Source organism: Roseobacter sp. N2S, assembly GCF_031454055.1.
Classification (GTDB): domain Bacteria; phylum Pseudomonadota; class Alphaproteobacteria; order Rhodobacterales; family Rhodobacteraceae; genus Amylibacter.
The window spans coordinates 183,420-198,177 of record NZ_JAVDQB010000008.1; the positions used below are offsets into that span (position 1 = coordinate 183,420).

13 protein-coding genes are annotated in these 14,758 nt (G+C 52.6%); 9 read left to right on the forward strand and 4 right to left on the reverse strand.

The window, feature by feature from the left end; translation table 11 throughout:
• Nucleotides 1-277: 277 nt before the first annotated feature.
• Both GGE09_RS17635 and GGE09_RS17640 read right to left on the reverse strand, forming a co-directional pair.
• Nucleotides 278-1,615, reverse strand: coding sequence for a peptidoglycan-binding domain-containing protein (locus tag GGE09_RS17635; RefSeq protein WP_309747490.1), 1,338 nt, complete (start codon nucleotides 1,613-1,615; stop codon nucleotides 278-280).
• A gap of 763 nt (nucleotides 1,616-2,378) precedes the next feature.
• Nucleotides 2,379-3,086 carry a DUF4386 domain-containing protein gene (locus GGE09_RS17640; RefSeq protein WP_309747491.1) on the reverse strand — a complete coding sequence of 236 codons (708 nt, stop codon included), beginning with the start codon at nucleotides 3,084-3,086 and terminating at the stop codon, nucleotides 2,379-2,381.
• A gap of 102 nt (nucleotides 3,087-3,188) precedes the next feature.
• Between GGE09_RS17640 and GGE09_RS17645 the strand changes: the two genes are divergently transcribed.
• Nucleotides 3,189-4,073, forward strand: a complete 885-nt coding sequence (locus tag GGE09_RS17645; protein WP_309747492.1) for a LysR family transcriptional regulator — start codon at nucleotides 3,189-3,191, stop codon at nucleotides 4,071-4,073.
• Between the two features lie 272 nt (nucleotides 4,074-4,345).
• Here GGE09_RS17645 and GGE09_RS17650 read toward each other — a convergent pair whose 3' ends face one another.
• Nucleotides 4,346-4,960: a TetR/AcrR family transcriptional regulator gene (locus GGE09_RS17650; RefSeq protein ID WP_309747493.1), complete on the reverse strand. Its 615-nt coding sequence runs from the start codon at nucleotides 4,958-4,960 to the stop codon at nucleotides 4,346-4,348.
• A 91-nt stretch (nucleotides 4,961-5,051) separates the two neighbouring features.
• Here GGE09_RS17650 and GGE09_RS17655 point away from each other — a divergent pair, with 91 nt between their 5' ends.
• From GGE09_RS17655 to GGE09_RS17690, 8 genes are all read left to right on the forward strand, one after another.
• The gene (locus tag GGE09_RS17655) at nucleotides 5,052-7,097 is read left to right on the forward strand and encodes an NADH:flavin oxidoreductase (protein ID WP_309747494.1); all 2,046 of its coding nucleotides are present in this window, start codon (nucleotides 5,052-5,054) and stop codon (nucleotides 7,095-7,097) included.
• Nucleotide 7,098: 1 nt separating this feature from the next.
• Nucleotides 7,099-8,136 carry a trans-3-hydroxy-L-proline dehydratase gene (locus GGE09_RS17660; RefSeq protein WP_309747495.1) on the forward strand — a complete coding sequence of 346 codons (1,038 nt, stop codon included), beginning with the start codon at nucleotides 7,099-7,101 and terminating at the stop codon, nucleotides 8,134-8,136.
• A 266-nt stretch (nucleotides 8,137-8,402) separates the two neighbouring features.
• A complete protein-coding gene (locus GGE09_RS17665; RefSeq protein ID WP_309747496.1) occupies nucleotides 8,403-8,765 on the forward strand; it encodes a hypothetical protein in 363 nt (120 codons plus the stop codon).
• A 419-nt stretch (nucleotides 8,766-9,184) separates the two neighbouring features.
• Entirely contained in the window at nucleotides 9,185-9,586 is a 402-nt protein-coding gene (locus GGE09_RS17670) for an XRE family transcriptional regulator (protein ID WP_309747497.1), read from the forward strand.
• Nucleotides 9,587-10,757: 1,171 nt separating this feature from the next.
• On the forward strand, nucleotides 10,758-11,060 hold the full coding sequence (locus GGE09_RS17675) for a hypothetical protein (RefSeq protein ID WP_309747498.1): 303 nt from the start codon (nucleotides 10,758-10,760) through the stop codon (nucleotides 11,058-11,060).
• Between the two features lie 10 nt (nucleotides 11,061-11,070).
• On the forward strand, nucleotides 11,071-12,420 hold the full coding sequence (locus GGE09_RS17680) for a hypothetical protein (RefSeq protein WP_309747499.1): 1,350 nt from the start codon (nucleotides 11,071-11,073) through the stop codon (nucleotides 12,418-12,420).
• A complete protein-coding gene (locus tag GGE09_RS17685; protein ID WP_309747500.1) occupies nucleotides 12,417-13,406 on the forward strand; it encodes a hypothetical protein in 990 nt (329 codons plus the stop codon). Before GGE09_RS17680 ends, GGE09_RS17685 begins: the two co-directional genes overlap by 4 nt.
• Nucleotides 13,396-13,779, forward strand: coding sequence for a hypothetical protein (locus GGE09_RS17690; protein ID WP_309747501.1), 384 nt, complete (start codon nucleotides 13,396-13,398; stop codon nucleotides 13,777-13,779). Before GGE09_RS17685 ends, GGE09_RS17690 begins: the two co-directional genes overlap by 11 nt.
• Nucleotides 13,780-13,900: 121 nt before the next feature.
• On the opposite strand, the gene GGE09_RS17695 is transcribed toward GGE09_RS17690, so the two are convergent.
• Entirely contained in the window at nucleotides 13,901-14,641 is a 741-nt protein-coding gene (locus GGE09_RS17695; RefSeq protein ID WP_309747502.1) for a DNA-processing protein DprA, read from the reverse strand.
• Nucleotides 14,642-14,758 lie beyond the last annotated feature (117 nt).

A 14,758-nucleotide genomic window follows, 5' to 3' on the forward strand; every position in this document is an offset into this window, starting at 1 on the left:
CATATATTTTCAGAGTTGGATACGAAGATACTGTTTTTAATAGGTTTCGGAAGTTTCGCGCCTAGGGATGACGGGATTAAGGGGCAGGATCGGTGTAGGGAAGGTTCATTTTGCTAACGGTAAACTTATCCCTGAAACAGCGTGTTTTCTGACAAGCATGCCCGATGTTCAAATTATCCATTTGCGAAACAACAGGCTAGACGGCGCGGCCCAAAATACCTTGGTCACGCCGCCTGTTCTTTTCATGTGGCATTCGCTGCTTTTGACAGCAATTACCTTATTCGCTGACCGAGAAGGTGGGGAGCCCAACGCTCGATGCGTTCTGTGGGTTTGCCGCCATCGTTGCTTGTCCCCCGCCCGCCATACGATGGGTCGCAGCGCGGATCAGCTCTGTACGTTCCGGCTGTCCAGGCGAAAACACCGGAGCAGCACCGTTATCAACAGCAGCAAGGCCCGCGCCATACCAGTTGTTGGCCAGATTTATCTGTTTTGCTGGACCGAAACCTTGACTTAGATGATGACCCATCAGCTCTCCGTAGACAGGTTCGCCCAATGTATACAGCAAAAGGGCAGAGCCCAGAGCCACGTTGATATTGTCCGTGCGATAGCCAACACCCATACAAATGCGCGCGGTTGCACCCAGTTGAGCGGGCGTCATACCCGTGCTTTGGATAAAGGCCGCCACATCCGCCACCACTGCCGTATTGGTCTTTAATGCAAGCGCTTCTACATGAGGTTGCATTGCGGGGCCGAAACCTTCGCATTGTTGTGCGATCTGTTCAGAGGAAAAGCCTTGAACTTTGTTCGCCAACTCTTGCGAGTTTGCAATTGCGTAGGTTCGGGCCAGACAGAACTGTTCGTTCAGTACCACATTGGGGTCTGACATATTGGCCAAAGTGGTGAACCCGCCGTTTGTATTGGTGATCAGCGAGACCGTATTACAATGAGACGCCAGTGATGCCTGCGTGCCCGAACCCATGAAATTCGGGAGCCCAGTTGCCGGTGCCGCGGCAGCTGCCAGTCCAGATGCCCCTGCCAAAGGTGCGGCAGCGGTTACAACAGGTGCCGCGGGTGTCGGGTTTGGTTGTGGGGCGAATGCATAGGTGGTCTGAGGTGCAGAATTCGGGGCGGTTGGTTGGTTGGCCATTTCAGCACGGTATGTGCGCAATAGCCCCCGCGTCCCATCCGGTATAGTGGCGATCTGCTGTTGGACGGCATAGCCGCCAGCCTGCGCACGGTTATAGCTGGAGAGCAGAAAATTCTGCTCAAACGCGGTCATATTCCCTGTTACGGGATAGCCCAGATAGGCCTGATATTGTGACACAGCATTGCGCGTTTTACGACCCAGCTGGCCGTCAACGGTCCCTGCATCAAATCCGAAATAGTTTAACGAAGATTGAATGCTACGACCCTCTTGCGTAGAGGGCAGTCTGCTGCGGGTCGTTCTGTAGCTGCTAGAGCGCACAGTCCGTTTGTTCTTATTCACATTTGCGCCAACAATCCCGCCGATGAGAGCACCAGCGATAAAGTCTCCTGCGTCTGCTTGGGCCGTGTCAGCTGGCATAAAAGCAAGCGATGCAGCTAGAACGGCGGTCGTAATTGTCTTGAAATACATGGGCTGTCCTTTCAAAAAAAATGATTCATAATTGACGTCAGGCTAACACAAGTTTGGTGTCTGCCAAGCATTTCTTAGGGAACGTTAGATAGCCTTCGGTCCAATTGGGGCTGTAAATACAGGTCTTTTAGGGGATGACGCTACGAAGCTAAGGTGCCTGTGCAGAGTGCCAAGTAGTTGAATTACTACGCTGCTTTTCCAAAGCCCAATCCACAATTTTGCCATTTTACCACTAAAGCTTACTGCCTCTCAGCTAAAAAAAGAGTTCATGGCCATATGATCACTTCTGCCGTTTTGGGGGTTGTATGGGCGAAAAAACACACGAAAATTGGCCCGAAAAAGCGGCGCTTGGGCTGTAAAATCCCGCGACAGCACCCCGATGCAAGCAGGTGCATTCGCATTTAAGGGAAGGCCAGAACCGTTTCTCGAAGTTGTTGTCCAAAAGGCGGCCTTTCTTCCTGTCTACTGTCCAGTATGTTTGCTGCACCCTTCTTGCGCATCACTTGCCTGCTCCTCACAGACATCTTGTGTCCTACGGCCACGGCGCTGATACACACCAGCTGAGCTGTCCAGAAAAAGTGGAGATGTACTGGAAAGATCGTCCAATGCTGTTGAAATATTCAGTTTTGTTGACGACAGAAATGGAGGGTTCGGGAACAAGAGCCATCAAATTCAAGGAAGTCTACGACGCGGGAGAAACCCGAAGTGGTGTAATTGATGCGATAGAATTTTTCTGATCCTGCGCCCGCGCCACCACAGGGTTTCAGAAAGCCGGTCTGTGTGGTCCACGAGCAATCAGCCACAGCGAAAATCCGATCTCGGACAGGGTTGTGATCGACAGCAGGATGATTTTCACAGTCTCCAGTGCCATCTGGTCGGGGAAGGCGAACATCTGAATGCTATCCACAAGATAGCCGGTGCCGCCCACCAGTAGCCCTATTCCGATCAGACGGGGGTATAGACCCGAACGAACAACCAATGTGCCCAGCAGGGTCAGATGCAGGCAGAAGAAAAGCTGCCAGATCCAGACGCCAGCATGGTGGATATACCGCATCAGCCCCGCCAACTCGATCCGCTGCTCCTGTGAGAAACTGCCCAACGGCACTGCTCCGTCGGCCAGCGCCAGTGATCCTGCGTGGAAAAACAGCATAGCCGCCATAACGGCAACCATCATCAGCCGCGCATAAGACGCCGCCAGTGACAGTGCCGCATTCGCAGAACGGAACATGAAATACAGCATTGCAGAGACCATCACTTCCGCCATCATCATCACCAGATCCCCAAGGAGCCCTGCGTGGAAAAGCCCGCGGTGACGCGCGATGTTCGTAAAGGTCGCGGCGGTGTCACCCGCTACGTTCAACGTGGCAGGTACATATAGAATTGAGAAGCCACCAGCGGCTGCGATCATCAGGTAGAGTGCGCCTGTTAGGCGGGCATAGGGGCGGGATGTTGGGTCTTCAAAGGCAGACATCGAGAACTCCTGCGTGGGTGGCTGGCGAGAATGCGCTTGTCATAAATCCATTCGAATTAATGGGGAATTGACCTGTTTTCTTGATCTGATATGCATAAATGCATGGAATGGCGCAGCGTTACTTTTGATTGGAACCGGGCACGGGCCTTTCTTGTCACAGCAGAAGAAGGCTCGCTTTCTGCGGCTTCGCGCGCTTTGAAGCTGGCACAGCCCACAGTTGGACGGCAGGTCGAGGCGCTGGAGGCAGAGCTTGGCGTGGCGCTGTTCGAGCGTACCGGGCGCGGTTTGCGTCTAACGCCAGCGGGTCATGGTTTGCTGGATCATGCACGGCTCATGGGGGAGGGTGCGCGCGCCCTGTCGTTGGCGGCTTGGGGCCAGAGCGATGTGTTGGAAGGAGAGGTGGCGATCTCGGCTTCTGATGCCTATGCGAGCTATCTTCTGCCGCCGATCCTTGCGCGGTTGCATGCGGCTGAACCAGGTATTCGCATAGAGGTCGTGGTTTCGAACGACCTGTCGGATTTATCGCGGCGCGAAGCCGATATCGCTGTACGCAATACCCGCCCCACAGAGCCAGAACTGATCGCTCGCAAACTGCGCGACGCGGCGGCCACGCTCTATGCCGCGCCAGACTATCTGAACCGGATTGGCCGACCCGCGCAGCCAGAAGCGTTCACAAAAGCCGACTTTATCGAGATCGACGGTCAGGGCAGTCTGAAGGCCTTGCTTGCCCGTCAGGGGGTGGTGCTTGAGGGCGCTAACTTCCCGTATCGCTGTCGCAACTTCACGGTGATGTGGGAAATGGTGCGTCAGGGCATGGGGATTGGCATTCTCGATGCGCGTATCGGGGACGCTGACCCGGCCGTGGAACGCGCAATGCCGGGATTTGCGCCGATCACTTTCCCGATCTGGCTTGTGGCCCATCGCGACACCACACGCTCCCGGCGCCTGCGCGTGGTTTTCGACGCGCTGGCAGAGGGTTTGGCGTGAACGCGCTTGGGTGACCATTAACGCGTGGCTCCACTTACGCGTAAGGGTGCAGGGGAAATAATCCGTGGCGATTGTGGGCGGTTGGCGCGCTGGCCTGCACAGACAGACCCCAAGATAATCGCAGCCCCAAAGACCTGCACCAGCGACAGGGTTCGCCCTAACCAGATCAGCCCTGCGACGTTGGTGGATGACAGAGGTTTCTGCGCAGAGCGACAAATATAAGCGTCTTCAAGAGACAAGAGAGGTTCCAGATTTAACATCGGAAAACTCGTTCAGCGATGACGCTCGAGGAACGCCTCTTTTTCGGCCGTTGAAGGTGACATACCCGCAAATATTTCTGCATATTGGCATCCAGCGATCGCGCGTTGCAAGCGAGGCTCGGACAGGTGCATTGAGTAGTAGCCTGTTTGGGTTAGTATGACTGTCAGTGCGCGGTAGTGGGCGGCGTCTCCTGTTTTGCCAAATCTTGCGAATAGGGCCTTTACGGCCGCTAAACGAACTTCATCGGATTGGTCGACAAGCGATTGCAGGCGCGCATCATTCCGCGCCCAGTTACGGATCGCGAGATCAAGAGGTGCATCAAACAGATCATTGTCGATCCAGCAATCGATTAGATTGAATAGCGCGGCACACAGGCTTTGAGCGGGCGCGGCACAACGGTCTAGGATGATACCCGTGTTTCGGGTCTGCCACATGTCGATGATGACGTCCTGTAATTCGGACAAGTCTTTAAAATGCCAGTAGAATCCCGTGCGTGCCAGGTTGAGCGTCTTGGCGAGCGGCATGACCTTTACCGCTTCAATCCCATCGTTAACGAAGAGGGTATATGCAGCGTCAATCCACGTCTCGCGGTTGGCGCGGTTCTTTGTGGTGTCGTCCTTTTTCATAGGCGCATTCTTAAAATACTTGACAGGTGTGTCAAGTGTGGGGAGGCTGACTTGACATACCTGTCAGGAATCAACCTACAAGGATACTCCGATGTCCACCGACCCATTGCTTCAGCCTTTTCAGCTTAAACACCTCACATTGCGCAACCGTATCATGACGACCAGTCACGAGCCGGCGTATCCACAAGATGGCATGCCAAAAGAACGTTACGCGGCCTATCATGCCGAGCGTGCCAAGGCAGGTGTGGCCCTTGCAATGACAGCAGGGTCGGCCACGGTCAGCCGAGACAGCCCACCTGTGTTCAACAACATCCTGGCTTACAAAGACGAGGTCGTGCCATGGATCCAAAACCTGACGAATGCGGTGCACGAACATGATTGCGCGGTAATGATCCAATTGACCCATTTGGGCCGGCGAACCAATTGGAACAAGGGCGACTGGTTGCCTTCGGTGTCGTCATCCAAACACCGCGAACCCGCGCACCATGCCTTTCCCAAGCTAATCGAAGATTGGGATATTGACCGTATCATTTCCGATTTCGCAGATTCTGCCGAACGCATGAAAGCGGGCGGAATGGACGGGATCGAGTTACAGGTCTACGGCCACTTGCTTGACCAGTTTTGGTCGCCTCTGACCAATGATCTGATTGGGCCTTATGGGGCTGACACGCTCGAAAACCGAATGCGGTTCCCGCTTGATGTTGTCGAAGCGATCCGCAAGCGCGTTGGCGCAGAGTTCATAGTTGGCATGCGTTATACGGCGGATGAGGCCCAGAAAGGTGGCATCACACACGACGAAGGCTTGGAAATTTCTAAACGTATAGCAGCCACCGGCCAGGTAGATTTCCTTAACGTCATCAAAGGGCGCATTCATACCGATCCAGCCATGACTGATGTAATCCCTATTCAAGGTATGAAGTCTGCCCCACACCTCGATTTCGCAGGCGAAGTCCGCAAGGCCACAGGTATGCCTACCTTTCACGCGGCCCGCATTCCTGATGTTGCAACAGCTCGGCATGCTGTGCAGGCTGGCTTGCTCGACATGGTCGGCATGACCCGCGCCCATATGGCTGACCCGCATATTGTGCGCAAAATCATTGAAGGTCGCGAGGATGACATTCGACCCTGCGTTGGTGCGACCTACTGCCTTGATCGCATTTATCAAGCAGGCGAAGCGTTGTGCATCCACAACGCAGCAACCGGACGTGAATTGTCCATGCCGCATGATATTCCCGTTGCAACGGTCAAGAAAAAAGTTGTGATCATAGGGGCAGGCCCCGCAGGGCTAGAGGCCGCACGGATCGCCGCAGAGCGTGGCCATGACGTGACCGTATTCGAGGCCGCAGCAGAGCCAGGTGGGCAGCTGCGTCTTACTGCTCGATCCCCACGTCGCCGTGAAATGATCGGGATCATTGAGTGGCGCATGGCGCAATGTGCGGCGCGCGATGTCACGTTCCATTTCAATACACTGGCCGAAGCGGATGATGTGACCGCCCTAAGCCCCGACGTCGTGATTGTCGCAACTGGCGGCATGCCGAACTTGGAACTGTTTGAGCAAAAAGTCGAGCATACGCATGTTGTATCTGCTTGGGACATCATTTCTGGCGATGTGAAACCTGCGGCCAAAGTGCTTATCTACGATGAAAGCGGTGATCATCCAGCATTGCAGGCCGCAGAGATTGCAGCAAATGCGGGTTCATCGGTCGAGATCATGACGCCGGATCGCACCTTTTCACCTGATGTGATGGCGATGAATTTGGTGCCCTATATGCGTTCGCTGCAAGATAAGGACGTGACCTTTACCGTCACGCGCCGTTTAATGGGGGTTGCACGCAGTGGAAACAAACTGACCGCGACGATTGGCACCGATTATAGCGATCACACCTATGAGACCGAGATAGATCAGGTTGTCGTGAACTATGGCACATTGCCGCTGGATGAGCTTTATTTCGATCTTAAACCATCGTCGTCAAATTTGGGTGAGGTGGACTATGATGCGTTGGTTGCCGGCACGCCGCAATGTGTCAATAGCAACGAGAATGGAACCTTCAAACTATTCCGTATCGGTGACGCCGTGTCAGCGCGCAATACCCATGCAGCAATTTACGATGCCCTGCGTCTGGTAAAGGATATCTAGAATGCGCAGCATCAAAACCATCCATGTTGTGTCCTGCCATGCCGAAGGCGAAGTCGGGGATGTGATTGTCGGCGGTGTAGCCCCACCTCCGGGCAAGACCTTGTGGGAGCAACGCACCTGGATCGCCAAGGATGAGACACTACGCAATTTCATGCTGAACGAGCCACGTGGCGGGGTATTCCGCCACGTGAATTTGTTAGTGCCACCAGTGCATCCAGAGGCCCAAATGGGCTGGATCATCATGGAGCCTGAAGACACACCGCCGATGTCTGGCTCAAACTCGATCTGTGTTGCTACCGTGCTTCTGGACAGCGGGATCATCCCGATGACCGAACCGATCACGGAAATGACTCTGGAAGCCCCCGGCGGTCTGGTTCGCGTGCGTGCCGAATGCTGCAATGGCAAGGCTGAGCGGATCACCGTGCGCAACCTGCCGTCGTTTGCAAGCGCGTTGGGCGTGCGGTTGGACGTGAAGGGGATCGGCCAGATCACTGTCGACACGGCCTTTGGTGGCGATAGTTTTGTCGTTGTTGATGCGGCTTCCCTCGGGTTCAAATTGGTTGCTTCCGAGGCCAAGGCGCTGGCGGATTTGGGCGTGGCAATCACCAACGCTGCCAATGCGCAACTGACGTTCCGTCACCCCGAAAACACCGATTGGCAGCACTTCTCATTCTGCCTATTTGCTGGACCAATCGCACGGAAGGGCAGCCACCTGACCACATCCGCAGCCGTGGCCATTCAGCCAGGCAAAATCGACCGATCCCCTACGGGCACTGCAGTCTCTGCACGCATGGCGCTGCTTCATGCACGGGATAAAATGCAGGTCGGTGAAACCTTCACAGCCCGCTCGATTATTAACTCCGAGTTCCATGGTCGCATTGCACAGACAACGACCGTCGGCGACACCCCCGCGATTATTCCCGAAATCACAGGTCGCGCTTGGATCACAGGCACACATCAACACATGCTGGACCCTGATGATCCGTGGCCCGAAGGTTATCGCCTGAGCGATACATGGCCTGATTTGAAGGGGCGTTAAGTATGGCGAATCTGAGCATTCCGTATGTGCCATAGGACAATTTGATCGGGCTTGTTTTGAGCAAGGGCAGGTTGTCGGCAGAATCGAGCGCGCAGCGATCTGGGCACCTTTGTTTACCTATTCGATTTGGAACATATGGTCTATTTTTGTGTGGCTAGGTCAATCAGGATCGCCTCGCCGAACAGGCCAAGTCACGCGGACTGACTGCGACAGCGTGTTCTTCAGGGCAAGAGGTTGCGGAATCTTTTGACCTGCCGGTGACGACTGTGATCCATACCAGAACTGCTGCCCCGTTTCTTGATTCATCAGGAATGATAGCGGGGGCATTTGCGGCTGTCGTTGACCTTGTAACTCCGTGGCTGCGGGATAGCTTTGCTGCCCACAATAGCGCCGTAATAGAGGACCTAAAACAGGATGCGGTCTGTGGCCTTGCAGAGGGAATCGCCCCTGACATCAACAATCTGCTACAGGTCATATCGCGTAACCTGCAATCTGCGTTGCGCGATATGCCGTTGGAGTTTCCCGTCAGGACGTGGCTTGATCAATCCATGAGAAGCGTCAAGTGGCGCGCGCCGCTGGCCTCTCAGGTGCGCAATCAACCTATTGTGCCGGAGCTCATCAACCATTGAGCCTCGTCAATGAGACCACCGATAACCAGACATCGCCCTAAATGCGCATTATATGAGCAGCGAACCAGCCCTTGGTAAGTCGGCGATCAGAAAGCTTGAGGAAAACAGACAAGGAACAAAACGCCCCAACTAACCGCACTGCTGTCGCAGCGTGTGCGGGGTGAAACCGTCTAACTACTTGAAAGTGTTGGTAGCGGGAGAGGGACTTGAACCCCCGACACGCGGATTATGATTCCTATATCCCTCTCTGATTTCGTTGAACAAATTTTCCAACTAGGCGATTTTGGGGGCTAAAGAAAACAATGGGTTACAATCTTTTTCCCAACTATAATAAACGCTTTTCCCCCACAAACCCCAATCACACCGACGCTATAATAAAGATGAGCAGTATCTGCTGCGTATGATCTATGAGGATAGCGATGACCAAAAAACCACACGAAGACACTGACCTTGCAAAATATGTTGCGCGTCGGGTGCTCGAATTAAAATCGAAAAAATCCCAATCGCAGATTGCTAAAGAGGCCGGATTCCCGAACCCGAATATGATCACGATGATCAAGAACGGGGCGAGCAAGCTGGCAATGGATAGGGTGCCCAGTATGGCGCGTGGTTTGGAGTGTGACCCCGCGTTCTTGATGGGCTTGGCACTGGAGCAGGCTGTGGGTGCGACCGCAGCAAAAGCGATCGCCGAGATATTCGGAACACCGGTGACGGCGAATGAACTGGGGTGGTTGCAAGAGATAAGGAAAGCGTCCGGCAATAGCGATCCACGGATGAGCGCAAGATCACGTGCTGCGGTTCATGCAATGTTCGGGAGATAGCGACTTCGGGTGGGGTGAGGCAGCTGAGTGCACCGACAGAAACGGCCGCGAAACGTGCCAGCTGCCAGGTGCGGCTATTGCCGCGGCGCTGAAACGGTATGAGGGCATGATGGCGTCATCCAGTTTCTCAAAAGGCGGAAGGTAGTAGGTCGACGCCAATGCGTTCAGTCTGGGCGGAAAACGGGAGTTCGCTGCGTTTGCGTTGCTTTGCGGGCAGTCTTGCGAAAGCTGCAAAAACTCCATCTTTTCCTAAAGATTAAAGTGTTGCGTTCACCGGTTGAGCCCACCGCCCAAAGCGGTCTTGGTTTTCATACTATTCACGCTTTTCACGGTTGCTACTGAAAGCCCACGTGATCAGTGAAATTACGGCTCCAATAATACTACCCCAAATTGCCGTTTGAACCGCGAGTTTGGAAATCGAAGGCACTAAATAGACCGAAAAGTAGTCGAGTTCGGGATACGATCCTTGAAATTGCTGTTCCGAGAGAAATGACCAATCTTCTCCATTTCCGCTTGTAGTTAAGACAAGCAAGAAAGTTATGGAGGCCGCTACGATTGCACCGAACACAGCGCCTCTGACAATTCTTTTCGCTAACAAATCGGTTCTCCAAATGCACTGTCTTCGAACGTCAGTGATTAGCTCAAAATAGACTTCAAAACAATATGCCAGAGTTCCCAATTTTCGGCGCATTTTTGCATCATATATGATCGTCGACCTGTCCGCTGACCGACGTTTCACTTGATAAAAGGCTGCATTGTGAATGAATGACCCGCAAATACGGGCCGCACCGCAGGATCTTGAAATCGTGGCCAAGGTCTGCAGAAGGCCGGAAGTGCCGTCAACACAAAGGGCGGAGAGCCGCCATTCGCTGCACTTTGCATAGAAGTCCGACGTGCGGGACAAAGCTGCCCTACTTCTAGGTTCGACTGATAGTTGCTTTCGCGAAACACTTCTCCGAGCAACAACACTTTCTGAGCCTAGCGTGCTGGAGTTGAGCTAATTTCTCTCAAAAGAAAATGCGTCAAAGGCTGCCCTCGCCGAAATAGTGTCTGAAAAATTCCTAAAATCTGCCTATAAATATTCTGAATTTTAGACCGCCTATTTTCCGAATTTAGGAAGGAAGGGCGCGATGTTGCTCATTACTTTGATGGCATGGAACAGGAGAACACCATGTCACACATTCAAATATCCCATCATGCAGCGCGACGCTTCGAACAGCGCGGCATTCCAACCATGTTGATCGAACAGATCGTAGCCCGTCACGATCAAGATCATGAAATTGGCGATGACTGCCGTGCGCTTCGCCTTAGCTGTGACGCAATTGTAGAATTAGCTGTTGAGCAAGGAAGTGCGCAACTTGCTGAACGTTTAACCAATCTAACGGTGATTTGGAGCGACCGAAATAATCAGGTCGTAACAGCGTTCCGCAACGGGAGGGCTCAAAAATCCCGCCGTTACCGTGGTCGAGTTTAAGGAGAAAAACATGGCAGAAATTTATAAACTCCCCCCAACAATCACTCAATCCAACAAATCGACTCCCAGTGGTCCAATGCGTCGTGCAGACGATCTTCGTGCCGCGCTTGAGAAAAAAACACCGTTTTCACCAGACGATCAGATGCTTGTCGCACAAAACCTCCATGCCCTACTTGAAGAACTTCAAAATAAAAATGGGGTAAGGAAACTGGATGTAGTTCAATTGGCAGGTCTTGGTGGAGAGGGCACAGATTCAACAAAGCGTTTGAACACATACACTTTGCCCGAGACAGCGAGCCAGTCACGCCGCGATGGCATTGCGAAAAAGTCAGCAAAATACTTCGACTTCGCACATGCGATTGCCGAGTGCCTTAGCTGCGGTCAGGATGAAATCCTGTTTCGAATATTTGAAGGGTGCAGTTACGGCACGGGTGCCTCGTTCGAAAACGCTTATGCCGAGCAAAGCTGGACCGCTTTAGCTCGCCAGCTACAAATGATGAGCGATAGCGTCATCAAACGGCACGATCTGAAGACCTATTGGTCGGATGTTCACCGGTGTTTCGGTCGATACGATGTCAGAGAAAACTGTTTTGACACAAAGAACAATTACGTCTGGGTATCAAGCCAAGGTGAGGGATTGGTTCATTGTGAAATTTGCTCGGACGAATGTCCTCCCGTCCCTTCCATACCGCTTTTCCGCCGCCTTCAGGGAACGCCGTATTCTGGACATTTGGCATTTGCAGACGGCAGCGAGCTAGACGTAGAGTTCAAATGCTGGGGGGAATACCGCTTGGCATTGGGGCCAGCCGACAAAGTCGAGCGCGTCAAAGGTCTGATTGAATTCCGCACGTTTCTGACAGCTACAGAAGTGACTGGAGAAAAAGAAGCGTGGAGTCACAAACCAGAGATCACCTTCGACAATCCACATACTGACGGTTGGGATACTATTCATAAGGCAACCATCGAAGAGGAAGAGTTTCCATTGATTGAAGTGAATTTTGACAAATCCCCCGAGCCGCGCGTCGCCGAACACAGTTACTTTGATTGGGCGGAGATAAGTGCGGGACATCTTCGCAATCTTTTGGACGAAGACAGTGTTCTTGAACTCGCACCTGATCGCCTTCGGGGAACTTGGCTTAACGCCCCCACACCAACCCGTTTTCCCGCATCTACAATCCCAGACTCTATTCAAGGCCAGCTTTGGTCTGGTGATCTAGAACGTGATCTTGATGCTGTTTGCTTTGATCTCAAAGCCAAATTTTACGTATTTCAAAAAGAAATGCGCGACTTAGCGCAGAAAACTGAGGCTGTAGCAGAAGCGCGGTGGACGACCATTGTTGAAACGGAGAAAACGCAATGAACCACTTTACACCACGTGTGACCGAGGCTGAAATTGATGGCGGCTTACAACGGTTATTCATGACGAACAGCGCAACTTTGCTGCGCTTCATCGACCAGGTCTTCGCTGCGCCCAACTGTCGGGTCCAATCAGTAACACAACAACAGCGCCACTTCATTTGTAGTGGGTCGATTGATCTGGACGTAAACCTGTCCAACGGCGAACGTTTGCTCGTCGAGAACAAAATCGATGCTGGCTGGAGTGTGACACGAAGCGGAGAATGGCAACCGGATCGGTATCGAGGCTCAGTCCAATACCTTCGATCAATAGGTTGCAAGGCGCGTAGCGTTTTGATCGCGCCCCAAATGTATTTGTCCTCATCAAAACAGGCAAGCAAGTTTGACGTTCACGTGTCTTACGAGGCGATTGCGCCGATGCTAACCGGAACGGATTTGACGTTGATGCTCCGCGCAATCAAACAAGCGGAAACACCTTACGAGCCAGTGCCAAACGCACAGACGGGCGACTTTTTCTCGTCATATGCACAACTGGTTCAAAATGAATTCCCTGCCTTGCGCCTCAAGGTTAACCCGAATGGGGCTGGGACGCGCCCGAGTGGTTCGCGGACTTTCTATTTTGATGCCAAGCAAATGTTGCCGAGTTACACGAACATTCCTCGGCCAAGAATTTCTGTGCAGGCGCAAGATAGCGGCGCAGCCACTGCATCAGCCAAATTCATGATTGGTGGCTGGGGCTTGTTGGTTGGCAAGTGTCCCGAACCAACAAGTTTGAGCGCAATAGGTGCCTATATGCGTCCGGCAAGACGGTCGTTGGGATTGGTAGTCGATACTCCCTTTTTGGATACGCAAGGGCCGTTCACCCAGCAAATTGAAGCCGTGCGCGAAGGTCTTTCGGCCATTGATCGGCTTAGCCACTGGTGGCGGGAGAACGGGTCGGAATTGGCAGTATGGTTTAAATCAGCGAAGGAAGCTCAAAATGAACATTGAACGCATCATTTCCAATATCATCAAAAGTCCGACAAAATCGCTTATAAGGCAACGGGCTCGGGCTACGGCGATGCTCGAAGCCGACAGCGCCAATCAAAATGCAAAGGGCGTTCTCGACGCAGTTAATGCCGAATTACAGCGCCGCTTCCCGTCGCCAAGAGACGGGTGGTCATCAGGAAAACAAGGCGATCCTCGCTACTTTCGTCGTGAAGGATCAATCTGTGCATTGGTCATTCGCATGGAAACACATGGCCATGCAAAGGGAAGCTATTTGGTTGAAGTGAACGGCGCACCATTGGTTGAAACCCCGCGACTCGTTGATGACGCAAGAGCATTAGCAGAATCCAAACTTGGGCTTGTGGCACCTGACTGAAGGTAGGACCAATACAACGATAAATATGCTTTTTCTTTTGAGATTCAAATAGCTGTCGACGATCTCGGCATGTGCATAAATCGCATTGCTCGCAGGACTAATCATAAATGCCGATGAACCTTTATTTTTGGCCAAACTTTAGATCTTCTTCCAAAACCCGCAGCAAAGACAATTTCAGCTGATCAAAATCGTGCATCATTTTTTTGTAGTGGTCGCTATTTTTTATGGCTTGGCCGTGCTCGGCAATGCTTCGGTGATGAAGCTTTAGCTGTTCTTCTACCATTATGATGTGTTCGAGAAGGAACTGGTCGTCTCGACTGGCTTTCGCAGATGTCTGAGGTGCTGATGCTATGTCGATGGCTTGTGGACGCGAGAAAAGGTCTTCAACTGCTTCCTGAATAGGCGGTGCTTGGTGATCTGCAAGGGGATACCCCTCCAGCATCCGCACATAATCTGATTTGCTCCGCAGGGTGATAATGCGCTCCAAGTCATTTTGTTCACATTTTAGCAAAGCAGCCCTTTCCTTCAAATTGCCATCCGCTAACAGCAGATTTGCCTGAATCCTTGGCTCCGACCGGGAAACATCTTGGTCGGTTGGATACGGCACAGTCAGCCACCGACCATATCCGATTGATGCACGAGACGCATGCAGACTTCCACCTACCAGATCCGACTGGATCATAACGACGCCTTGGGCAAACCCAGCCTGAATTCGGTCTCGCTTAACAAAATTCGCCGGTAGTGGTTCTTGGCCGAATCTATACTCCGCCACCAAAGCCCCGCCAGATTCCAATATTCGATCTGCTAGCTTTTTGTGTCGAGTGGGAGCAATTGTTTGAAGACCATGAGCCAAGATTGCCACCGTATGACCTCCGGTAATCCCACCTAAAATTAGTGGTGTTCAAAAGTAGAATTTTCTCGGCAAGGTATCTGAGGAGATTTACGATGAAGAACGGACGATTTAGCTTCGCACAGATCA

Coding starts and splice junctions, on each gene's coding strand:
- GGE09_RS17635 (WP_309747490.1), bottom strand. CDS start 1,615: ATGTATTTCAAGACAATTACGACCGCCGTTCTAGCTGCATCGCTTGCT.
- GGE09_RS17640 (WP_309747491.1), bottom strand. CDS start 3,086: ATGTCTGCCTTTGAAGACCCAACATCCCGCCCCTATGCCCGCCTAACA.
- GGE09_RS17645 (WP_309747492.1), top strand. CDS start 3,189: ATGGAATGGCGCAGCGTTACTTTTGATTGGAACCGGGCACGGGCCTTT.
- GGE09_RS17650 (WP_309747493.1), bottom strand. CDS start 4,960: ATGAAAAAGGACGACACCACAAAGAACCGCGCCAACCGCGAGACGTGG.
- GGE09_RS17655 (WP_309747494.1), top strand. CDS start 5,052: ATGTCCACCGACCCATTGCTTCAGCCTTTTCAGCTTAAACACCTCACA.
- GGE09_RS17660 (WP_309747495.1), top strand. CDS start 7,099: ATGCGCAGCATCAAAACCATCCATGTTGTGTCCTGCCATGCCGAAGGC.
- GGE09_RS17670 (WP_309747497.1), top strand. CDS start 9,185: ATGACCAAAAAACCACACGAAGACACTGACCTTGCAAAATATGTTGCG.
- GGE09_RS17675 (WP_309747498.1), top strand. CDS start 10,758: ATGTCACACATTCAAATATCCCATCATGCAGCGCGACGCTTCGAACAG.
- GGE09_RS17680 (WP_309747499.1), top strand. CDS start 11,071: ATGGCAGAAATTTATAAACTCCCCCCAACAATCACTCAATCCAACAAA.
- GGE09_RS17685 (WP_309747500.1), top strand. CDS start 12,417: ATGAACCACTTTACACCACGTGTGACCGAGGCTGAAATTGATGGCGGC.
- GGE09_RS17690 (WP_309747501.1), top strand. CDS start 13,396: ATGAACATTGAACGCATCATTTCCAATATCATCAAAAGTCCGACAAAA.